At 46.9% G+C, this 22908-nt stretch carries 21 protein-coding genes and 1 pseudogene; 7 read left to right on the forward strand and 15 right to left on the reverse strand.

Annotated elements, in window-relative coordinates; all coding sequences use genetic code 11:
- Positions 1-44: 44 nt before the first annotated feature.
- Together hppD and ACYVE4_RS22360 are read right to left on the reverse strand one after the other, a co-directional pair.
- Positions 45-1181 carry a 4-hydroxyphenylpyruvate dioxygenase gene (gene hppD / locus ACYVE4_RS22355; protein WP_461042473.1) on the reverse strand — a complete coding sequence of 379 codons (1137 nt, stop codon included), beginning with the start codon at positions 1179-1181 and terminating at the stop codon, positions 45-47.
- Between the two features lie 12 nt (positions 1182-1193).
- A complete protein-coding gene (locus ACYVE4_RS22360) occupies positions 1194-2387 on the reverse strand; it encodes a homogentisate 1,2-dioxygenase (RefSeq protein WP_461042474.1) in 1194 nt (397 codons plus the stop codon).
- 246 nt (positions 2388-2633) lie between these two features.
- On the opposite strand from ACYVE4_RS22360, the gene ACYVE4_RS22365 reads away from it, so the two are divergent.
- Complete coding sequence (locus ACYVE4_RS22365; RefSeq protein WP_461042475.1) at positions 2634-3548, forward strand: nucleotidyltransferase family protein; 915 nt, start codon at positions 2634-2636, stop codon at positions 3546-3548.
- A 118-nt stretch (positions 3549-3666) separates the two neighbouring features.
- Here the strand turns inward: ACYVE4_RS22365 and ACYVE4_RS22370 are convergent, their stop codons facing one another.
- From ACYVE4_RS22370 to nusB, 8 genes are all read right to left on the reverse strand, one after another.
- The gene (locus ACYVE4_RS22370) at positions 3667-4239 is read right to left on the reverse strand and encodes a DUF4136 domain-containing protein (protein WP_461042476.1); all 573 of its coding nucleotides are present in this window, start codon (positions 4237-4239) and stop codon (positions 3667-3669) included.
- A gap of 83 nt (positions 4240-4322) precedes the next feature.
- Positions 4323-5990: an amidase gene (locus tag ACYVE4_RS22375; protein ID WP_461042477.1), complete on the reverse strand. Its 1668-nt coding sequence runs from the start codon at positions 5988-5990 to the stop codon at positions 4323-4325.
- 49 nt (positions 5991-6039) lie between these two features.
- A complete protein-coding gene (gene coaE, locus ACYVE4_RS22380) occupies positions 6040-6645 on the reverse strand; it encodes a dephospho-CoA kinase (RefSeq protein WP_461042479.1) in 606 nt (201 codons plus the stop codon).
- Between the two features lie 63 nt (positions 6646-6708).
- Positions 6709-7425, reverse strand: a complete 717-nt coding sequence (locus tag ACYVE4_RS22385) for a YbbR-like domain-containing protein (RefSeq protein WP_461042481.1) — start codon at positions 7423-7425, stop codon at positions 6709-6711.
- A 90-nt stretch (positions 7426-7515) separates the two neighbouring features.
- Positions 7516-7836: a preprotein translocase subunit YajC gene (yajC, locus tag ACYVE4_RS22390; RefSeq protein WP_461042482.1), complete on the reverse strand. Its 321-nt coding sequence runs from the start codon at positions 7834-7836 to the stop codon at positions 7516-7518.
- A gap of 123 nt (positions 7837-7959) precedes the next feature.
- Positions 7960-8412, reverse strand: coding sequence for a DUF1573 domain-containing protein (locus tag ACYVE4_RS22395; RefSeq protein ID WP_461042483.1), 453 nt, complete (start codon positions 8410-8412; stop codon positions 7960-7962).
- Between the two features lie 99 nt (positions 8413-8511).
- Positions 8512-8814 carry a YtxH domain-containing protein gene (locus ACYVE4_RS22400; RefSeq protein WP_461042484.1) on the reverse strand — a complete coding sequence of 101 codons (303 nt, stop codon included), beginning with the start codon at positions 8812-8814 and terminating at the stop codon, positions 8512-8514.
- A 97-nt stretch (positions 8815-8911) separates the two neighbouring features.
- Positions 8912-10048: a transcription antitermination factor NusB gene (gene nusB, locus ACYVE4_RS22405; RefSeq protein WP_461042485.1), complete on the reverse strand. Its 1137-nt coding sequence runs from the start codon at positions 10046-10048 to the stop codon at positions 8912-8914.
- Between the two features lie 288 nt (positions 10049-10336).
- On the opposite strand from nusB, the gene ACYVE4_RS22410 reads away from it, so the two are divergent.
- Positions 10337-12118 carry an ABC transporter ATP-binding protein gene (locus ACYVE4_RS22410; protein ID WP_461042496.1) on the forward strand — a complete coding sequence of 594 codons (1782 nt, stop codon included), beginning with the start codon at positions 10337-10339 and terminating at the stop codon, positions 12116-12118.
- 6 nt (positions 12119-12124) lie between these two features.
- Here ACYVE4_RS22410 and ACYVE4_RS22415 read toward each other — a convergent pair whose 3' ends face one another.
- From ACYVE4_RS22415 to ACYVE4_RS22425, 3 genes are all read right to left on the reverse strand, one after another.
- Positions 12125-12652 (reverse strand): DinB family protein, encoded by a 528-nt coding sequence (locus ACYVE4_RS22415; RefSeq protein WP_461042486.1) that lies wholly within the window; start codon positions 12650-12652, stop codon positions 12125-12127.
- 102 nt (positions 12653-12754) lie between these two features.
- Positions 12755-14734, reverse strand: a complete 1980-nt coding sequence (locus tag ACYVE4_RS22420) for a hypothetical protein (protein WP_461042487.1) — start codon at positions 14732-14734, stop codon at positions 12755-12757.
- Positions 14735-14868: 134 nt separating this feature from the next.
- Positions 14869-15444: a hypothetical protein gene (locus ACYVE4_RS22425; protein WP_461042488.1), complete on the reverse strand. Its 576-nt coding sequence runs from the start codon at positions 15442-15444 to the stop codon at positions 14869-14871.
- A gap of 152 nt (positions 15445-15596) precedes the next feature.
- Here ACYVE4_RS22425 and ACYVE4_RS22430 point away from each other — a divergent pair, with 152 nt between their 5' ends.
- Both ACYVE4_RS22430 and ACYVE4_RS22435 read left to right on the forward strand, forming a co-directional pair.
- Positions 15597-16664: an Ldh family oxidoreductase gene (locus ACYVE4_RS22430; protein WP_461042497.1), complete on the forward strand. Its 1068-nt coding sequence runs from the start codon at positions 15597-15599 to the stop codon at positions 16662-16664.
- 63 nt (positions 16665-16727) lie between these two features.
- Positions 16728-17714 carry an aldo/keto reductase gene (locus ACYVE4_RS22435; protein WP_461042489.1) on the forward strand — a complete coding sequence of 329 codons (987 nt, stop codon included), beginning with the start codon at positions 16728-16730 and terminating at the stop codon, positions 17712-17714.
- A 124-nt stretch (positions 17715-17838) separates the two neighbouring features.
- Here the strand turns inward: ACYVE4_RS22435 and ACYVE4_RS22440 are convergent, their stop codons facing one another.
- Positions 17839-18408 carry an outer membrane beta-barrel protein gene (locus ACYVE4_RS22440; RefSeq protein WP_461042490.1) on the reverse strand — a complete coding sequence of 190 codons (570 nt, stop codon included), beginning with the start codon at positions 18406-18408 and terminating at the stop codon, positions 17839-17841.
- A 129-nt stretch (positions 18409-18537) separates the two neighbouring features.
- Positions 18538-19227, reverse strand: a complete 690-nt coding sequence (locus ACYVE4_RS22445; protein WP_461042491.1) for a PepSY-like domain-containing protein — start codon at positions 19225-19227, stop codon at positions 18538-18540.
- Positions 19228-19554: 327 nt separating this feature from the next.
- On the opposite strand from ACYVE4_RS22445, the gene ACYVE4_RS22450 reads away from it, so the two are divergent.
- From ACYVE4_RS22450 to ACYVE4_RS22460, 3 genes and pseudogenes are all read left to right on the forward strand, one after another.
- A complete protein-coding gene (locus tag ACYVE4_RS22450) occupies positions 19555-21060 on the forward strand; it encodes a circularly permuted type 2 ATP-grasp protein (RefSeq protein WP_461042492.1) in 1506 nt (501 codons plus the stop codon).
- A gap of 190 nt (positions 21061-21250) precedes the next feature.
- On the forward strand, positions 21251-22231 hold the full coding sequence (locus tag ACYVE4_RS22455) for a glycosyltransferase family 2 protein (protein WP_461042493.1): 981 nt from the start codon (positions 21251-21253) through the stop codon (positions 22229-22231).
- Between the two features lie 75 nt (positions 22232-22306).
- A pseudogene (locus ACYVE4_RS22460) lies at positions 22307-22908 on the forward strand (gliding motility-associated C-terminal domain-containing protein); the annotation flags it as partial.

Below are 22908 nucleotides of genomic sequence, written 5' to 3' on the forward strand. Positions count from 1 at the left end.
CGGATGTGTTCACTCATCGTTCATCACTTATCATTCATCGTTTATTAAAGCGTTCCTCGTAAGGCTTGTTCGCGTTCGATGGCTTCGAACAGGGCTTTGAAATTGCCTTTTCCGAATGATTTAGCGCCTTTACGCTGGATGATTTCGAAGAATAGTGTGGGCCGTGGGCAGATCGGTTTCGTGAAAATCTGAAGTAAATAACCCTCATCGTCGCGGTCGGCCAGAATGCCTAATGGGCGTAGGGTGGCGATTTCTTCGTCTATTTTCCCCACTCGCTGAGCAAGATCGTCGTAATACGTATCTGGTACGGTTAAAAACTCAACACCCCGGTCACGTAAGGCTAAAACAGTTTCGACAATGTTATCGGTAGCAACGGCAATATGTTGCACGCCGGGGCCGCCATAGAAATCCAGATACTCTTCAATCTGCGATTTCTTTTTGCCTTCGGCGGGTTCGTTGATCGGGAATTTGACACGCCCGTTGCCATTGCTCATCACCTTGCTCATCAGCGCCGTGTATTCCGTCGAAATGTCTTTATCATCGAACGAAACGAGCTGCTGAAACCCCATCACATCATGATAGAACGCCATCCAATGATTCATTTCATGCCAGCCGACATTCCCAACCATATGATCGACGTATTTTAACCCGACGTCCATTGGCTGGTAATCCGGTTGCCAGGGTTGATAACCTGGAAGAAATACGCCGGTATAATCATTCCGCTCGACAAATACATGAATCGTATCGCCATACGTATGGATACCCGAGCGGATTACATACCCATGTTCATCCTGCGAACGAGTCGGTTCCATATAAGGATTAGCCCCCCTGCGAATCGTTTCCTCAAACGCCTGTGTCGCGTTATCTACCCATAACGCAATGATTTTTATACCATCGCCATGTTGGTCAATGTGCCGGCCAATTTCGCTATTGCCATAAAGAGGAGAGGTCAGGACTAATCGGATTTTACCTTGCTGAACTACATACGATTCTCTGTCACGAACGCCCGTCGCTAAACCAGCGTGAGCAACCGGCTGAAAGCCAAATGCCGTCTGAAAATAATGCGCTGATTGCCGGGCATTGCCCACGTAGAGTTCGAGATAATCTGTGCCATTCAGCGGCAGAAAATCGACGTTTTCTGACGAGTCAGTTTTAGGTTCTAAAAGATCGAGAGTTTCCATGGTTTGTTGATGTTATTGGTTCAGCCACGATTTATAATACTTACCATCGTCTAGGGTTAGGGCTTGTTCAGTCAGCATAAGCGGCCGAAACGTATCGACCATAACTGCGTATTCCTGGGTTTCTTTTTTGCCAATGCTTCGTTCCATTGCACCAGGCGCCGGGCCGTGGGGAATGCCGCCGGGATGCAGGGTAATGTGTCCCGGCGCAATGTCGTTTCGACTCATAAAATCACCATCAACGTAGTAGATCACTTCGTCGGAATCGATGTTCGAGTGGTTATACGGAGCCGGAATCGCTTGCGGATGATAATCGTACAAACGCGGGACAAACGAGCAAACAACGAAAGCATCCGTTTGAAACGTCTGATGAACCGGCGGTGGTTGGTGAACGCGACCGGTAATGGGCTCAAAGTTGAAAATCGAAAATCCATAGGGATAATTGTAGCCATCCCAACCCACCACGTCGAACGGATGTGAGGCATAGATCAGCGAATGCAACGAACCCTGTTTTTTAATTTTCATTAGAAAATCACCCGTTTCGTCATGCGTTTCCAGATCGCGTGGGCGAATAATATCCCGTTCGCAAAAAGGCGCGTGCTCAAGCAGTTGACCAAAGTGATTTCGATAGCGTTTGGGCGTATAAACTGGCGAATGCGACTCGACGTACAGCAGTCGATTATCACTACTATCAAACTCGATCTGGTAGATCATCCCTCGCGGAATGATCAGATAATCACCGTATTGAAAAGGAATAGTACCAACCAGCGTTCTTAATTTACCCGATCCTCGATGAATAAATAGCAACTCATCCGCATCGGCGTTTTTGTAGAAATATGTTGTTAAGGATTCTCGTGGGGCCGCCAGCCCAAAAATCAGATCATTATTCACCAATAAGGGTACCCGGCTTTCCAGAAAATCAGTCGCCGGTTCGATGTTAAAGCCAATCAATTTTCGCGAAAGCATCGAATTTGCCTTGGACAGCTTCGGCGTTACATCAACACTGTCGAGCACTTCTTTCACCATCGTAGGCCGATGAACGTGGTATAGAAGCGACGACATGCCCTCAAAGCCAATCGTTCCGAACAATTGCTCGTAGTAAAATGGCCCATCACTCTGTCCTGTCGAACCAGCAAACTGATTTGCTGGACGAGCAAACTGCGTATGCCGTTTGGGTGGAATCTGGCCGAGCGTATGATAGAAAGGCATTAGTATTGATGAGTATAATTTAATTGCTAAGACAACTATTGTTTAGCGTACAATTATAACGACAACTTTTATAAATAGTATATTGTTTAGAAAAACTTTTATTAAATGATGTTAAAATGGATAAAGTAGCGTATATAACGGTTTTGATAGCAGCGCATAGCCCTTTTTCCTAATTTTGAACCAACAAGGTTTTCGGGCAATGTTTGCTAGCTAATCGAGACTATTAACTATTGATAAACAACTGAAATGCAACCTACGCTTTTGATTCTGGCTGCTGGTATGGGTAGCCGCTATGGGGGTGTCAAACAACTTGATCAGTTTGGGCCAAATGGCGAAACAATTATAGATTATTCACTTTTCGACGCAATTCGGGCTGGGTTTGGCAAGGTTGTGTTTATTATCCGGGAAGAACTTCGGGATGATTTCGAGGAAGTATTCGGTAAAAAATTAGCGGGTAAAATCGAAGTCGACTACGCGATTCAGGCACTCAATTCCTACGTTCCTCAAGAATTGGGCGTAGTTAATCGAACGAAGCCTTGGGGAACGGGCCATGCGATGTTATGCGCTAAAAACCATACGCATACGCCTTTTGCCGTTATTAATGCCGACGATTTCTACGGGCTCGAAGCGTTCCAACTCATCAGCGATTTCCTGACAAACGATACTGACGATCAGTTACACGCAATGGTTGGGTATGAAGTGAAAAATACCTTATCGGAGAATGGTTCGGTATCACGTGGGGTATGCGAAGTGGCTGAAAACGGAAACCTGATTTCGGTGATCGAGCGGACAAAAATTTATGAGAAAGACGCCAACGGTGAACCAAAAAAGATTGTGTTTGAGGAGGGCGACAGCCTTACATCGCTATCGCCTGATACGCCTGTGTCTATGAATTTCTGGGGCTTTAAACCTAGTGTGTTTCCGCTGGTACAACACCAGTTCGAGAGTTACGCTATCGCCAATATCGATTCGCCCAAAGCCGAATTTTATATTCCGACTGTTATGACGAATCTAATTGAAACTGATACGGGTCATTGCAAAGTATTCCGGAGTCGGTCGGCCTGGTTTGGCGTAACGTATCCTGAAGATAAACCGACTGTGCAGGCCGCGTTAAAGCAATTGCATGACGACGGTGCGTATCCAGCACAGCTGTGGGATTAGTTGACGTTGTCTGTTTTCCTGTCTACGTTTAAACCGCGTTTTTGTCAGCATGACAAAAAATAGAAAACCCCGCTAACTTTCACGAGTCAACGGGGTTTTTGGCTGATTTAGGCTTCGCTTAACTCGTGCGATCCGGGAATTTTTCAACGATTCGTTCTGCCTGCTTGGTCAGTTGAGCTGTAATGCGAGAGGGTGAACCTACTGCGTCTTCAACAGATCCGCGCCAAACTAATCTATGCGTTTTGGCATCGACCATATCGACGACAAGTGTACCGGCTTTGTATTGTTCCTGCGTGTACTGTGTACCACCCCAGCCCCACCAGCCGGGTCCCCAGCCTCGAAATCCCCAGCGGCCCCAACCTAAGTATGGCCCATATAGAGGAGTCGTTGGATTGGCTACCGTTCGAGTTTTGTTTTCGACAAAGAAGTGATAACCAACTAATAAATCGGGGCGATTCTCATCTTGTCTTAAGCCTTTTTCCTGCAAGACGTTAGCCATCGTATTTTCGACACTCTCTGTCGCTAACTGATTATAATAAGCCGGATTTTGTCCCGCTTTTACATCCGAATCCATCCAGGTAAATGTTTTGTATTTGCTGAAATCCGCCCGGCTACTACTATCCACCGCTACACGGGGTGAACAGCCAAAGGCAGCGGTCAATAAACCCGCAATTATTAATAAGCGCTTCATAACGTTAGTTGATTAGTATTCTCTATAAAACAAATAGAGTTATGAAAGGTTTGGGATTGCTTTACTGAAAAAGGTAACGGGGATTACTGAAGATTTGGGTGCTTTTTATGCCATTCTGTAGCATCCTGATAGGCTTTTGCCACCGCTAAAACTTTACCTTCTTCAAATAATTGCCCCATAAACGTAATGCTGGTGGGCAGATTCTGTTTGGTAAACCCATTCGGCAGAACAACGCAAGGATGCCCCGTCAGATTAGTAAGCGCCAGATTACCGCCTGCATAAGCGGGCGAAACGTAGACGTCAATTTTAGCTGCCTTCAGTTGGGCTGCCATTTCATTGATCAGTTTTGTCCGGGCGCGATTAGCCTGAATGTATTCAACAGCGGGGACGAATCGTGAGGCCCGAAACGAATTTGGCCAGGCATTTTTGGTTTGGCGAGTCAGCAGATCGTCGCGACCAGAGCGGGTCAGTTCATCGAATGCGGCTGCGGCTTCCACACCAAGCAAGAACGAAATGCGACCGGCAGGAACGCCCGTTGGTAAATCAAAAGGGACTAATTCAGCACCCAGATTGCGCAATGTCTGGAGCGTCAGTGAGTCGTTAGCGCGATTAGCATAATTGCTTTCGAACCCTTTTTTAACGTAGCCAATTCTTAGTCCTTTCAGATTAGCTAATGGCGCATAGCGAAAAGGTGCTGCCATAACTGTTGGATCAGCTCCGTCAGGTCCATAAATAGCGTTGAAAACAATCGCGCAATCTTCTACCGATCGGGTAATTGGCCCAATTTTATCCATACTCCAACTTAACGCCATCGCTCCATGACGACTGACGCGTCCAAACGTCGGACGAAGGCCCGTAGTGCCGCAAACGGTGGAAGGAGAAACAATTGAGCCCAGCGTTTCGGTACCAATAGCAAATGGCAATAATCCCGCCGATACACTCGACGCTGACCCTGCCGACGACCCACTAGAGCCGTTGGAAGTATTCCAGGGGTTGCGCGTCATTCCCCCAAACCAGACATCGCCCATCGCTAAAGCGCCTAACGTCATTTTTGCGCATAGAACGGCGCCAGCTTCCTCTAGTTTTCGAACGACTGTCGCGTTCATGTCGATGGTCTGATCTTTATACGGATTTGCTCCCCAGGTTGTTTTGTAGTTTTTGGTCGCGAGCAAATCTTTCGCTCCGTAGGGAATTCCATGAAGAGGTCCCCGATATTTTCCGGCCTTCAACTCGGCATCGGCGCGTTTCGCCTGACTCATGGCTAAATCTTCTGTTAGCGAGATAACGCAGTGTAATTTAGGGTCGTACGTTTTGAGCCGATTCAGAAAAAACTGGGTTAGTTCGACGGACGTAATTTGTTTGGTACGAATAAGCTGCCCAAGCTGAGCGACCGTGTAAAATGCCAACTCATCGCGATTTTTGGGTACGGTTACTTTTTCTGTAAAAGAGGCTTTAAAGGAAGATGGACCCGTTGGCATCGTAAAACCCGCTGGAAGCGGATTGAAATAAAGTGCTGGGGCAATGTCGTTGGGTAAGTCAATTTTACGGAGAGCTTCGTAATTCAGACGGGCGTTGTTCAGGTTGTCGAGCATGGAATCGCGCTCGGAGGAGGTAAATTCCAGATCAAAAATCCGCGCAGCCACCTCGACCATGTCGGACGTAATCGGCTTCTTGGAATCGTCGCTATTGATAAAGGCGCCAAGCAGAAAACTGCCCGCACAGGCGGCAAGAAGAAGGACAGGTTGTTTCATTCAATTGGGCTATTGATGAGTGATAGCCCAAATTACAGCCAGATAGGCATTAATTGGCGGCTTGCCGTAAAAATTCCTCGTGTAGTCGAATAACCTGGGGAAGTACGAGCTGGGTTTCGTCGTTTTCGATGATGTAATCGGCCAGCCGAAGTCGTTCGGCATCCGGCATCTGGCGATCAATAATGTTGCGAATTTCAGCCTCAGATCGATGCGGGTCCCGTTTGCGAATCCGTTCGACCCGCAACGCTACAGGAGCATTCACTACAATAATTTTATCCGGCGACTGAGGTGTATTGGGCTTCATGATAGCCGCTTCTTTCACGACATAAGGCTTCCCAACCTGTTCGGCAACCCAGGCAGTCGTATCGGCAAATACGCGGGGATGGATTACTGAATTCAGCGTCAACAATAGTTCAGGATTGGCAAAAACCTGCGAAGCCACCCAAGCCCGGTTGTAGCGACCCAATGCGTCGTATGCCTCAGAGCCTAAAACCCGTTTGACATCAGCCTTGAGAATAGGATCATGTTCAGTCAGCCATTTGGCTCGTTCATCGGCTTCATAAATCGGAATGCCCAGCGCCCGAAATACGTCACAAATAATACTTTTTCCAGAACCAATACCGCCCGTTACACCAATTTGCAGTGGAAGTTTCATGGGTTGAAAGAGCGAAAGAACGGAAGAATGAAAGAGCGAAAAATTACCAACTGACTTCGCTCTTTACTTTTTCACGCTTTCGCCAGTAGATTGTGGTGATAATAATTCGCTGACCTCAAAGCTGACCGCTACTCGGTTAGCACTAGCCTGTAGAAGCGGATGACGAAGATGAGAGAGGGGTATTTCTTCGTCATAATTATCAATAATGCGTTTGCGTGGAATCTTTACCAATATCGTATCGGGTAAGCCACGAACTAACTTGGCCGGACCGTCAATCTGAATACTATGGGGTGTGATATTGATAATACTGGAAACGACGAACCTCGGTGCTAAATTGATATGTAAACTATCGACTTTCAACTGCACCATTTTAGTCAATCGACGGTCGAAATGGATATCGAGTTTATCCGCTACCACATAATTAACGTGCAGTTTCTTAATGTGTTCCGCCAAAGATGCCGTCAGCGACGATGTATTGATAGCGGTTGTCTGAAGTGGATCTTTGATCACATAGGTAACCGGATCGACCCGGAAAGGCAGCCATGTATGACGCAACAACCCCCAACCATCGCTCGATACATTGACCTGCACCGTTTGCGGCAATCGAGAGGTTGGTACATACAATGAATCGTTATACACGAACCGAACGGGATATTCTACGTTCAGGGTGTAACCCGGTTTATTTAGCGCGCTCAAAAACCAGAATAGTGTAGCCGCTATCAAACACAAAAGGGCTTTTGTCGGCTGGAAGGAGCGGGTGTTTGGCGCGTGGATATTCACTGGAAGGGGTAGGCGCTGGCTTATGTGTTTTGAATTTAACGTTTCAAGTTATTGCATTAATCAACAGGAGACATTAAACTCAAAACAGAATTACTTTTTCTCCTCTTCGGGTTTGACAGTGGCTTCGCGTGAGATGGATGTTTTCTCAAAGGTCATTTTTACACCCCGATCAACTTCGAGTGTTACAGTTGTGCCTTCTACCGAAGCAATTTTACCATGCAAGCCGCCGATTGTGACAACGTTATCTCCTTTTTTGAGATTATCTACAAAGGTCTTCTGATCCTTCTGCTTTTTCTGTTGCGGACGAATCATGAAGAAATAGAAAATGCCGATGATACCGACCCACAACAACACGTTGTAAATCATGGATGTATTTGAACCGGCTGGGGCCTGTAATAGAATTGAGTACATAGTTTTAGTAAAAGTTAGTTTCAGGTTCCACTAAATAAGAGCCCTTCGTCAGCATGACAAAACGATTCTTAGTTAAAAGTTTAAAGAGGTTCGTCGTAAATATGAAACCCGAAGCAAAAGGAATTACGATTTTTTAGCAGCTTCCGGTTTTGGATTAACCATGGCCTTGAAATGCAGATCGGTCATCGACGGTTCTGTATTGGCAAAGATGGTGACGGTTTTATTCTGCGCCCCACTTTTACCCCGACTGTTGAAGCGAACCCGCACAGAAGATTTAGCTCCGGATGCAACAGGCTCATGCGGCCACTCGGGCGTAGTACATCCGCAGGAAGCCGTAATGTTATTGATAATCAGAGGGAATTCGCCTGTATTGGTAAAGGTGAAAACGTGTTCGACAGTGTCTCCTTCGGTCAGGGTGCCGAAGTCATAAATGCCGGGTTCGGCAAAGGTGATTTTGGGCATTTTTTCAGAAGCTACCTGCTTCGAAGATTCGCCCTGTTGCCGATTGTCGCAGCTTATTTGACCGAACCCAATGCCTGTGGTAATGACTACGAATAGCCAGTTTTTGAGGTGCATTTTTTGGTTAGTTGTAAAGTTGTAAAGTTAAAAGATTGTCTAGTTAATCATCTGGAAACGTTACAACTATACAACCTTTTAACTGTATAACTCAATATCTTATGTATTCTGCTGCTTAATTTGAGCCATAAGTCGGTCAACGTCTTCAAGCAGTCGTTCAGCCTTTTCACGGGCATCATTCACAACCCGTTGTCCTTCGTTTTTAGAGGAGTTTTCAGGCAGATCTACAGAATTTCCTAAATCTTCAAGCAACTGATTAATCTGTTCCCGATACTTCGACAGTCGAAATGATAGTCGATCACGGGTAATTTTGCCCTTATCCGGCGCATACAGCAAGCCAAATAAGGAACCGACGGCAATACCGGTCAGCAAAAAGGTTAAATCACGGCCAATTCTGCTCATTTTACTAAAAGTCTAAAGTTGTAGAGTTATAAAGTTGTCTAGTTTTAAGGGCAGTTAATTCAACTTTATAACCTTACAACTTTACGACTTTACAACTCTATTTATTGTCTAACAACCCGCGCCCACTTTTGCGCAGGTGACCCGAAGCTTGCAATTTTTCGGACAGGTTGTCTAAAATTCCATTGACAAACTTACCGCTTTTAGGCGTACTGTATGCCTTCGCCAGTTCGATATATTCATTAATCGTAACTTTTACCGGAATGTTTGGAAAACTGAGCAATTCGCAAACGGCTAGTTTTAGAATGATTTTGTCGAGCATAGCTACCCGTTCTACATCCCAATTCTTAAGCTGATCGGCTAGCAATTGTTCATATTCCGCATCGTTCTCCAGCGATTTCTGAAACAACGTATTCAGAAAAAACTCATCTTCCTCCCAATCATCGGTCAACGGTTCAAGCTGCAAACCTGTCGAACTCTGCACCGACTTAAGCGTGCGAATAGCCAAACCTCGTACAACTTCACTGTTTTCGGTCCAGCTCAAATCAATCTCTGCCAGATGATCCCGAATGATTTCATGCTTGAATATCAATGTTCTAAGCACGTATTGTGCCAATGCCTGATCTTCATCGGCGGTATGTGTTTTTTGGCTGCAGTAGGCTCGATAGGTCTCGTCAGCTTTCAGCACTTCACGCAACGCTTTCCGGACAAAAACCAAATCATCGGCCCACGAAATACCATGTCGGAGAACCTCATTACGAAGCGGTTGATGTGCCGCCAGCGCCTTTACAACGGTATTATCATTTAGCGTCGACTCGAACGGGAAAGGCGTTTCATCGACATCCCGATACACCCGCTCACTATCGACAAGCGCTGCATGACCAAGATCGACAAGCAGCAACATAACGCGCAAATAGTCGTCGTAAATGCCATTTACCTGCTTGATCATCATCTGTGCCAGATGATGCCGATCCTTTTTTGTTCGACTCTGGTAGAAGACGAATCCGTCGTTAGCGGCTTTTAGTACTTTCTTGGGTGCATCATCATCCTGAGCGGGCTGATTCGCTTTGATGGCATCTTCAAATAATAATCCGGCAAGTTTACGGTAGCCTTCGAGTTGCCGCTTGTCCTGTGGCTCCATCGAATTTAGGTCGGGTTGGAAGAGATCATTTATGCCATCAATGGCTAGTTGTTGATTAGAAAATTCGGCCTGCCGAAGTGCGTATAACGCCTGCATGACCTTTATTCGGAGTAGTCGCCTGTTGAGCATCCGCCTAAAATCTACCGGTATGATAAAGAACTGATTTTGGTGCAAAGATAGGGAAAAGCTGGCAGAGGGGCAAGGGCAGAGGGTAAAGGGTATGGGGCAAATGGAGCCTTGCAGAAGGCATGGGAGTAAGGGCATAGGGTTGGGGGTATATGCAAATAATCCCTTGACCCTTGGACCCAAGCCCTCTGCCCACTGCCATTTTGCAACTTTTCCGCGAACCGTGCGGTTAGAAAAAAAAGCTTGGTTGACCTTCCTGTGAAAGCGCTTTCCTATCTCAACAAATACCTTGTAAAATATAAGTGGTACCTGATTCTGGGAACGATTTTTACCGCCGTTTCCAACCTCTTCGGTATTTTTCCGGCGCAACTGGTTCGGTATGCACTCGATCTGGTTCGCGAAACACTGGACGTTTATTACCTCTACGATAAGTCGCCCCTGCAATCGGATTTATACGATGTTTTTGGCGTTAGTATTCTCCTGTTTGGTGTACTGACACTGGTGATGGCTTTGCTGAAAGGATTCTTTCTGTTTTTGGTTCGACAGACGCTTATTGTTATGTCGCGTCATGTCGAGTACGATCTTAAAAATGAGATTTACGATCACTACCAAACCTTACCCCTCAGTTTCTACCGAAAGCACAATACCGGCGATTTGATGGCCCGGATTTCGGAAGATGTCAGCAAAGTCCGGATGTACGTCGGACCGAGTATTATGTATGGGCTGAACCTGATTGTGTTGTTTGTTTTGGTTATCAGCTACATGGTGAGCATCAACGCTCGTTTATCGTTGTATGTATTGCTGCCATTGCCCGTTTTATCCATAGCGATTTATCTGGTTAACAACATAATTATCCAACGGTCCGAAGAAATTCAGCGGAGTTTATCCCGACTATCGACGTATGTGCAGGAAGCCTTTTCGGGGATTCGTGTGCTGAAATCGTTCGTACAGGAATCTAATTCGGCGGCAAAATTTGAGCTTGAAAGTGACGAATACCGGGCCAAATCGTTGGGATTAACCCGCGTTGATTCACTGTTTTTTCCCATCGTCGCGATTCTGGTTGGCCTGAGTAACGTACTGGTTATTTACGTCGGTGGTCAGGAAATCATCGCGGGCCGATTGACGCCGGGAAATATTACCGAGTTCATACTATACGTCAATATGCTGACCTGGCCCGTTATGGCTCTTGGTTGGACAACCAGCCAAACACAGCGGGCGGCCGCTTCTCAACAGCGTATCAACGAGTTCCTGAATGTGAAAACGGATATTGTCTCGCAGAAAGATATTCGTCACACCATAAAAGGTGAAGTAGAATTCCGAAACGTACGGTTTGTGTACCCTGACTCGGGAATTATTGCCATCAAAGATTTCTCGATGCACGTTCGGGCGGGCGAAACGGTGGCTATTTTAGGCACGACAGGTTCCGGAAAAAGTACGCTGGCCAACCTGCTGACGCGCATGTACGATGTTACGTTTGGCGAAATTTTGATTGATGGTATTCCGATTAAAGACTACAACCTTACGTCGGTTCGTGAGCAGATGGGCTATGTGCCGCAGGATGTGTTCCTGTTCTCCGAAACCATCAGCAATAACGTCCGATTTGGTAAACCTGATTTGCCACAAGACCGAGTTGAGCAAGCTTTGCGCGATGCTGATCTATACCAAAACGTGCTGGATTTCCCTGAGCAATTCGATACGCGTGTAGGAGAGCGGGGAGTAACGTTATCGGGCGGCCAGAAACAACGGTTGAGCATTGCCCGCGCCATTGCCCGCGATCCGAAAATTCTGATTCTGGACGATTGTTTATCGGCGGTGGACACAAACACTGAGAACATCATCCTGAATAACCTCCAGCGCATCATGGCCGACCGAACGTCCGTCGTGATTTCGCACCGCGTATCGTCCGCAAAACTCGCCGATCACATCATCATGCTCGACGACGGCGAAATCATCGAACAAGGCACCCACGAAGACCTCCTAGCCATGAACGGTGCTTATCGCGAACTCTACGAAAAGCAATTGCAAACGGAGGAAGTCTAATATCGGCTAAACTAACCCCAATGCCATAACCTGATTTCGATGACGGTCAATGTGGAAGCGGAGGAAGGCGAAACGTTGCTTAATGTCAAGGGGGCCAGACAGTACGTGGGGATGAATAATATTCTCCAGATCTTCGTTGGCTAACCCGTTGGCCAGATCGGTCAAGGGTTGTTGTAGGCTGGCAAACGCGGATAACCAGAATGCAGCCGAACCTCCCATACGGGGAGCGGCAATCGCCGGAACCTGTTCTTTTTCGCGCCAGGTACGAGCAATAATTGTTTCTATGGGTAAGCCTTTATTAACCAGTTCACCTTCCCAAACGGGAGAGCCCGCTTTCTTGGCGTGATAGGCCCGCCACATACCCCAGATGCCCCCGTGTTCGGCCCAATACAAGTGTTCAGTATTGTCGACAGCACTCCATACATCGGGTGCGGGTTTCCATTGCGCCTGTTCTTCAGTGAGTTTGCGAACTTCGTTGATATAGCGGGTTCGGGCGTCGGCAACGTCGGCTAGGAGTTGGTTAAGCTGTGACATCGGTACGGGGGAAATTAAGTTAGTCAGCCAAGATATTTATTCTGCTGAATAGTTTATTATCCGATGGATTTCAATTGAGCCAATGGTAGTAATTTCCTGTGGTTAAGTGGTAGATAGCTTGTAAACTCTCAATCCGTCCTCTTCAAAAACTACGTCGCCTTTTGGTAATTTCGGTATTGTTTTCGGCAGATTTCCAGTCATGCTTGCCACAAAGATGTAGTCGCTGGGCTCAGTATGTGTCCAGGCGATATATGAATCTTTTCCAGGAGGAACGATCCACTGGGTTTCTTTGCCGATAATAGCAGGCCAGATTTGTTCGGCAAATTGTCGTATTCGTTGAATAACCAAAAACTGCTCCGTGTTTTGACCCCAGCGAAAAGGAGTGTGCGTTACCTTGTCGGTTTGCCGATCATCCTCAATCCGAAATACATAAAGTTTGCTGTATTCTTCATTCGTTCCGCGTTCCTCGTGCAGATTTCTTACTTCGAATCCCAGCCCTACGTAGCTTGGCATATCGGTCAGAAACAGGGCTGTAAAATAGCGAAATAGATTACCGGTGCGGTAGAATTCGTCGAAACGAGGATCGTCTTTATCGGCGGTCATTACCGTGAAATTGGGCGCAAACCGACGGGTTTTTAGGTGGGTGTAGTATTGAGCAAAGTGATGTTTAAATAGCTCAGAATGAACTACCATCGATTGCAGATCGCCCAGCGTAGAATCGGCTTCGATGGCTTCGAGGTGATCGAGTTCATTGCCATAACCCATCGTATCAGGAGGTGCCAGAAAGGTTTCAGCAAAGAAGGCATAATAGGGTACACCGCTGGCCTGAACAGCTTTTTTAATTGCCCGTAGTGGATCGTAGTAAGGATCGATTTCGGTCGGAACTCCTTCGGGACGCATTTGTACATGAGCCATATCGCCCCGCATAAAGTCGAAATTATAAATGCGCTGACAGTCAACTATTTTTCGACAAACGTACTCCCAGGCCATTTGATTGGGATGCGCAAAGTCAAGTTCCCAATTCTGATTAGCTTCTTTTGACTCGTAAAACCGATACCGGGTTAGTGGACCAAATACGCGCGACATGGCTTCGGGTTTGTCGAAGGCATACTGATACCAGGTCTGTCCGGCATCGTCGATTACATAATCGGCTGGATCAATATGAAGGCCACGGTAAGGGGGAGCCATCGTCATGGGCAGGGTTTCAAATCCCTCCGATACCAAATGCTGGATTAACGCTAATCGACGATTCAACCGGCCGCCGTAATTGTGTGGATAACCAAACAGCATTTTTAAGCGCTGATCATCTAATAGAATGCTGATGTCTTTTGAAAAAAAAGCATCTTTCGAAAAGGTTATCGGCGTGCCGTCGGCTGCACCTCTACACTTGAGGAATTGCCAGATCGATTCTTCTACGTAACGGTATACGAAACTGGAATGATCGGCAAGCTGGGCTGGATTGCCGTGCTTTACATCCCGCTGGACCCACTCAAACAGCGATGGGCATGCCAGCGCCATTTCAGAAAAACGATCCGTGTGCGGAATTACATCCATCCCCACCGTACGACCCATGGCATGAAGCAGGTTGATGACGACTTTTAGCTGTTTTTCTACCGAATCTAGCCCCGGTACAAACCGTGCCAGCGAGACATCGAAAAACTCCGGATTGATTTGCCAGCTCACCATGCCATACAAACTACCCACAACTCCCGGCTCCCAGATCGGTAATAAATGGATACTATCATGACTGGCTGGAAGTGTCAACACATAGTTGATGACGTTCCAGAATGACCGAACTGTGCGGACATTGATACCAACCATATTGCTGCGCTTGAGCCACGAGCCATCCGAATAAATTTTAGTCGGACTGTCGATCGTTTCATTCGGATTTAAGGCCCGTCGGAGAATATCGTTCCCGAGTCGTTTGTGCAGAATGTCGAGGGTTTGATAGACCGAGAACTGCACGGCAAGCTGGGGCAGCAGATTGGGAATGAACGACAAACGCCCTGACTCATACGCATCCGTATGCAGTCGGTAGTGCTGATTCCAGTCGGCTTGTAACGTAGCGATCGTGTTCGACATAGGGCAAATGTAAACGCATTTTTTAGAAAGCCAAAAGCCCTTAGTTTGTGTATTTTTGACACGTAGAGGCCATTTCCGCCCTAATCGACTAACTGGATTTTATCGGGAAGAAATCGTTAAAAGTTCCAGTCTGCCTAATACGTTCTCAACACTTTCAATCGGTGGTTTTTATTGATTCGTATACGCGGATTACTGATCCAATGAAACAATCCTCCACCCACCACTAACGACCCCACAACGGGCAGCGTATTGCTATAGAATCCGCGATTATTGACAATATCCGCCAGGAGGTAAACACCGCCAGCGATCGGTAGCAACGTACCTGCAGCCGTAACGAACGGGATTCGACGGTGAAGCAATATGGTTTTTACTTCATCCAGCCGGAAGGTTACGGGTTCATCGCGATTCATAACTTCGTTAGCCATCAGAATGCTGAACGTACTGTCGGTAACATCATATAGTTCTTCGCGGTATTTTTCGCCACGCGCTTTAAAATGTAGTTCATCGCCAACGAAATAACGATACCGTCGAAAGCCACCCACTGCATGATTTACATCGAGGGCAAGATAACGGGAGGGGCGAAGCAAGGCTGAGTAAGACGTTCCTTTGCGCTGCAAAAGCTGTTCGGTAGTAAGCGTGTCCTGCGGTTGCGCGTAGGCAATCGAGAAAAATAGGCACAATGCCAGGACCAGGTAGGGGCGAAAATTCATTTTAAGAAACAAAGCAGGTGGTTAGGCTAATAAAGCGAAAAGGTCCTGATTTGTTTCTTAAAAAAATGTTAATAGCGACCTGAAATGGACGACAGAGTCAATTCGTCTAACCGTCCTTGGCGATTCCTGACCTTTTCCTGACCTTTGCGGCCATGATTACTGCCAACCAACTCCGAACGTTTACCGAACAAGTGTTTATTGCCATCGGCTGCTCTGAAACCGATGCCCGTTTAGCCGCCGATGTGCTGGTTAGTGCTGATTTACGCGGTGTGGATTCGCACGGTGTAGCACGTCTGCCGGGTTATGTACGTCTGTACGACCACGGCCGTATCAACCCCCAGCCGGCCATTCGCGTCGTGCATGAAACCCCATCGACTGCCGTTGTTGACGGCGATCGTGGATTGGGGCTTGTGGTTGGGCCGTGGGCGATGAAAATAGCTATCGAAAAAGCGCGATTGGCTGGAACGGGCTGGGTAGCCGTACGTAATTCCAATCATTTCGGCATTGCGGGGTACCATGCCATGCTCGCGACCGAACACGATATGATCGGTCAGGCGATGACTCACGCGGCTCCGCTTGTCGCTCCGACTTTTTCTCTGGATAAATTGCTGGGTACCAATCCGATAGCGGTGGCGATTCCGGCGGCTACAGAACCTGCATTTCTGGCGGATTTTGCCTCAACGGCTGTCGCCTATGGGAAACTCGAAATTCTGCAACGTAAAGGAAAAGATATTCCGATTGGCTGGGCACAAAATGCTGAAGGCCAACCCACAACTGACGCCAACGCCATTCGAAACGGAGGGGCTTTGCTTCCGCTCGGTACCGATCGCGAGCATGGTTCCCACAAAGGGTATGGCCTGGGCGCTATTGTCGATATTTTTTCGGGTGTACTGTCGGGAGCGAATTATGGGCCTTGGGTTCCTCCGTTTGCAACTGCTGGATTTATGCAGGCTAACGAAGGTGTGGGGCAAGGGACGGGCCATTTTTTTGGTGCGATGCGCATTGATGCGTTCCGGCCTGCCGATGAATTTAAAACCCACATGGACACTTGGATTCAACGGTTCCGTCAGGCAAAAGCCGTTGAAGGGCACCAAGTCCTCATTCCCGGCGATCCCGAACGAATTATGGAAGCCGAGCGACTAGCTAACGGAATTCCCGTGCTGGAACCCGTTATCAAAAGTCTGGAAGAGATCGGTGAGCGCTTTGGGGTGAAGTTGTAATCAAATTCTGCACTTTTGTCAATCACACAAAAACCACTCTAAATAAGCTAAAATCAAATCGTTATGAATTACCGAAAACTGGGTAAAACCGATTTTACAATTTCCGAGATCAGCTTAGGAACATGGCAGGTTGGCGGCAAATGGGGCGATCCGTTTAACCACCACAACGCTGACCAAATTCTTAATGACGCTGTCGATGCGGGCATCAATTTCATCGATACGGCTGACGTGTATGGAGATGGTGAAAGTGAAAAAGCGGTAGGGCGATTGGTGCGTTCGCGATCGGAACGAATTTATGTAGCTACTAAATGTGGACGGCAACTAAACCCACATACGAATGAAGCCTATCAGCCTGGTACACTGCGCAAATTTGTCGAAGCGAGTTTGCGGAATATGGGGCTTGAAACGCTTGATCTGATTCAATTACATTGCCCACCGACCGAGGTATACTATCGTCCCGAAATTTTTGAACTATTCGACCGGCTCAAAGAAGAAGGTAAAATCCAGCATCTGGGCGTAAGCGTTGAAAAGGTGGAAGAAGGGCTGAAAGCGATCGAATTCCCAAACGTAACTACGGTACAGATTATTTTTAATATGTTCCGTCAACGACCTGCCGAACTATTCTTTGGCGAAGCAAGCCGACGCAACGTAGGAATTATTGTCCGAGTGCCTTTGGCGAGTGGTTTGCTGACAGGAACCTACAATAAGGACACCTCTTTTTCGGCAACTGACCACCGTAACTTTAATCGGCAGGGAGCCGCGTTTGATAAGGGCGAAACATTTTCCGGAGTCGATTACGAAACCGGTCTGGCGGCTGTCGACGAATTAAAAACCGTTTTCCCGGACGATCCAAATCTTGCTCCGGATGCTTTGCGCTGGATTCTGACGTTCGATGCCGTAAGTTGTATCATTCCTGGAGCTTCTAAACCTGCTCACCTGGTGTCGAATTTACAGGCAATGGATCGCCCTGCCCCTTCACCAGAACAAATGGCCGCTGTAAAACGGATTTACGATCAATACATCAAAAATCCAGTGCATTATTTGTGGTAATAACTAATGCACCGGATTTTTGTCATTCTGACCGCAGGGAAGAATCTTATCATTTCTTAACTAGTGCGTAAAGAAACGTTGAGATTCTTCTCTGCGCTCAGAATGACAAGAAATATTCCTGATATTACTTTCCGAAATAAACCTGGAAACCCAGGCTGAGATTCAGAGCTTTAGGGACGTTGGGCGTTAGAGCGTTGGCCGTTCCGGTCAGAACCGTATTAAACGCTCCGGTGCCGCCCCCAGTGTAGGTCAATCCTAAATCGAAGCTGACGGATTGATTGATGAAAAAAGCGACTCCACCCGTGAAACTATACAACGCATCGGTGCTGGACGCAGAATTAACACCCGGTCCGGAGATAGAGGTATTAACAACACCTACCGATGCGCCTAAAAATGGCTTCACCTGAGATGGTCCCATATAGTATCGCAAAAAAGGAGCTACCCCAATTTGAGTGGCTCGGGTACCATTTTGGCTGACATTAAAAAACGGAATGCCTGCGCCAATCACTAGTCCATCGCTCACAAACCATCCATAGGTGGGTTGAAGGCTGATAATTGTACCAGCATCCTTAGCCGTCGGAATCGTGATATTCCCAACGTTAACACCCATCAAACTATGCCCCCGTTCCGTTTGCGCCATTGCCGTCGAGAATCCAATAACAAGCAGTGTAAGGCTAATCAAAAAAGCTTTCATACGTATATAGATGTTTAGTCTGTAAATCAAGACTACATCTGCCTGCTTTTGTTATAGCGTTTCATAAAATTTTAACAAAAAAGCTCGGTAAACTACCGAGCTTTTTTGTAATCAATTGAAAATCTGGAGTTATCGTTTACCTGCTAAGGCTTTTTTGAACGTACCATCCGAGCTAAATAAGAGTAGCACTCGTTTTTTATCCGTTGTGACAATCAAGATCAGATAGTCGCTTGATGGTTTATCCTGTACTGCTTTTTCGATGGTAGCCCCCGCATAGTTTGTGTTGACATAGCTCGTAATTGCAGCGGGTAAACTCGAAACAGCTACCGTTGTGGCTTGTGGCCCAGTACCACCTGGCCGTGGATGATTGAGCGAATCGCCCATTGGTCGCTTCGGGTGACCGAGTGAATCGCCGGGCGCGTGATGACGTGTCGAATCCTTAGAATGATGCGTTGAATCGCGGTCGTGCGGGCCTCGTTTACCTGCACTTGCTTCTTTTACGAACGTACCGTCGTCCTTGAACAATAGCAACTTAAGTGTATTATTTAAGGTAATCGCAACCAGATAATTTCCTTTATCGTCTTTGACTGCTTCCTTAACGGAGGCTCCCGCATAGTTTGTCGTAATGAACGTAGTAATCGCAGCTGGCAGGCTCGACGCATCGACTACCGTAAAGTTGTGCGGCCCTGTAAGTGAGGTACTTACGGTTCCGGTAGTTCGGGCCGATGCATCGGCCGACGGATCGACAGAATTCTTGCTACAGCTCATCAACCCCCCGATCAAAGCCGCCACAACACTGAACAAAAGCAATTTTTTCATACGCGTATTAGGATTGGTTTTGTTAAAAAAATAAAATAGAAGACTAAGGTGGCACCCGATTCGTTTCTAGTGCTATTTGCCGTACGTCGTATAGACAGCCGCCGTTGCAGGGCCTATTGAAAAATATCAAAATGAGCTAAATTGGGCTGTTTCGTGCGTTATCAATTAAAACAGAATGAATAGCCTGAATAGGTATTTATCGGGAGGGGTAGCGCGCAATAGTGTCGGTGGAAGATAAATGCTTACTTTTATAGCGTTTTATTTGTGAAATATTCCAGTAATCAATATTCTATTTGGCTCATAAGTCGATAGTGAATAGATTGTTCTATGAAAAAACAAAATGCCCGCCAATCGCAGTCTCAGTCAATGAATGGTATGACGCAGTCGCAGGGACAGACGAATGCTAATTTTTCATTTACGGACTACCAAACTGAGAATTTTTTTGATGAGATGTTTACTAACGACGCGCAGGTGAGAGCAGGATATGCTCCGTTCCAACAGCGTGTTGAGCAACTCACCCAGGAGGATGTCATTGGGCGTCAGCACGCAGCCGAACGTGCCTTGATGAGTATGGGTATTACGTTCAATGTGTATTCCGAAGGCGAAGGTACCGAACGGATAATGCCCATCGATATTATCCCACGGGTGATTGATGGAGCCGAATGGAATCGGCTGGAAGCGGGCCTGATTCAGCGGATCAAGGCGATTAATATGTTTCTGGACGATGTTTATAACGATCAGCGGATTCTGAATGATGGCGTTGTACCCCGCGATCTGATTGAATCCAGTAAATCATTTTTACCAGGTTGCCTGGGTGTAAAACCGCCGAAAGGTATCTGGTGTCATATTACCGGTACAGATCTGATTCGGGGTGACGATGGCCAGTTTATGGTTCTTGAAGATAACCTCCGCTGCCCATCGGGTGTATCATATATGCTTGAGAACCGGGAACTTATCAAGCAGACTTTTCCTGAAGTATTGACCCAAACGGGTGTTCGTCCGGTGTCGGATTACCCGACTCGGCTGCTTCAGATGTTGCAGTTTATTGCCGACCGTCCGAATCCAACGGTAGTCGTTCTGACGCCCGGTATTTATAATTCCGCCTACTTCGAACATTCCTATCTGGCGCAGCAAATGGGCGTCGAACTGGTAGAAGCGCGCGATCTGGTGGTATCGGGTGGATATGTGAAAATGCGTACGACAAAAGGATTCCAGATTGTCGATGTGATTTACCGACGTATTGACGATACATTCCTGGACCCCCAGGCGTTCAATCCGGAATCGATGATTGGTGTACCGGGTATTTTTGAAGTTTACAAAAAAGGCCGCGTTGCTTTAGCTAATGCGCCTGGTACGGGCGTTGCCGATGATAAAGTAATTTACGCTTATGTACCACGTATTATTCAATACTACCTTGGTGAAGAAGCGATTATCCCGAACGTGCGTACCTACATCTGTCGGGAAGAGGAAGATTGCAACTATGTGCTGGAGAATATCGAAAAACTAGTTGTAAAAGAAGCAAATGAAGCGGGTGGTTATGGGATGTTGATCGGTCCGAAAGCTACGCCTGAAGATCACGAACTATTCCGTGAAAAAATCAAAGCCAACCCCCGAAACTACATTGCGCAACCAACGATTTCGCTTTCCCGCGTTCCCTGTCTGGTTGGCGATCATGCCGAAGGGCGACACGTTGACCTACGCCCGTATATTCTTTACGGCGATAATGTGAATGTGATTCCAGGTGGCTTAACCCGAGTTGCTCTCCGCAAAGGTTCACTAGTCGTGAACTCCTCGCAAGGTGGTGGTGGTAAAGATACTTGGGTGTTGTATTGAAAAGTTGTTTAAACCGTTGGTAAATAGTTTAAACAACTTTTTGTCATGCTAAGGGACGAAGCATCGTTAAGATTCCTAACTAATAGGCCTGGATGCGTTAAGATGCTTCGTCCCTTAGCATGACAAAAAAGCCCTTAAATTACTAACACTAAACCCCTACCTTTACTCTCCAATTATTGAAAAGACTGCCTTGCCGGATTTAAGTATCATTATTGTCAATTACAAAACTCCTCAGCTTATTCTGAATTGTCTGGCCTCGGTGTATGCGTATACACAGGGAGTTCGGTTCGAAGTATTGGTTGTCGATAATCAGTCGAACGATGATAGTCAGGCAATTATTCAGGGGACATATTCAGATGTGCGCTGGCTACAGACAGGATACAATGCCGGATTTTCGCGGGCAAATAATGTAGGTATTCGAGAAGCAAGAGGACGATATATTCTTCTGCTTAATTCCGACACACTTCTGATTGATAATGTATTAGCGCATTGCGTTCAGGTCTTGGATAATCGATCCGATGTAGCCGCTGTCAGTGCCATGCAACTCAAGGCCGATCGTCAACTACGACCAAATCTCTACACAACATTCGGGCAGATGCGTCGGGCGTTTTACATCCTTCCCGGAGGAGCCGCTTCGGACCGAGCCCTCTATCGCTTAATGCCCGATCCGCATTTCGATGATCCTGATCAGGTCGAATGGCTTTCGGGCGCGTTCCTGATGACTCGTCCGTCTGTGATTGAGCGGGCCGGTGCTTTAGATGAAAGTTTTTTTATGTACGGCGAAGATGTTGAGTGGGGGTATCGACTTGGCAAGCAAGGGAAACTGCTATTATTGCGAAACGAGCGTTTTGTGCATTTGGAGTATGGCAGTAGCGAAGATAATCAACAACATGTAGTCACGCACATCAACCGCTTCAAACCGCAGGTTCAGGTATCGCAACTGTTGTGGGTACGAAAACAGTATGGAGTAGGAGCTTATCTGGTATTGATTCTGCATTATATTCTGATGATTCCCGTTGTATTTATCTGGAAAATGGCGGTCAATCTCCGCGATCGGCGAGCCCCCTGGACCGATTTAGGAAATCAGTGGGCGTTTACAAAAAACGTAGGCATCTTCCTCCGATTTTTCTGGAAAACGCTGTTTAATCGCCCCGGATTTTATAAAATCTAATTCTGCTTTCCACTTAAAATATTAACATACACTTTTCAACATATATTACGTTGTAGACGAAAATGGGAAACGTCTATGCGGTTGATTTACAGTGTCGGGCTCTTGAGCCTGTTGATGGGAGCGGTGTTGTGGCCCACCGTTAGTCAGGCTACCCACGTACGGGCGGGAGAAATTACCACCAAACTAATTTCACAGACTTCGCTTACGTATAAGATCACGTTTACAGCGTATTACGACGAGTCGAATCCGACGAGCCGACAGGCATCTGATCAGGCGGAGCCGTATACGTTTTGTTTTGGCGATGGAACAACGCAGGAAGTAAGGCGCAATACCCGAGTCTATATTAATGCCAAAACATCTTCAGTTAATACGTATACAGTAATCCATACGTATACAGGACCGGGTGCTTATACGATCGGTATTACCGTACCCAATCGAAATGCGAATACCAGAAATCTGCCGGGCCCAACAGATCAGATTCGGTTTTTTGTTTCGACGACTATTTTGGTGAATGCGGCCCTGCTAGCCAATTCTACACCCATCATGCTCAATCCACCGCTGGATTCGGGACGGGTGGGGCAAAAATTCTGCCACAACCCAGCGGCCTTCGATGCCGATGGCGATAGTTTGGCTTATCGATTGAGTGTGCCCCAGACCTCCCTGACTGATAATGGTTG

This window comes from Spirosoma harenae (assembly GCF_054776975.1).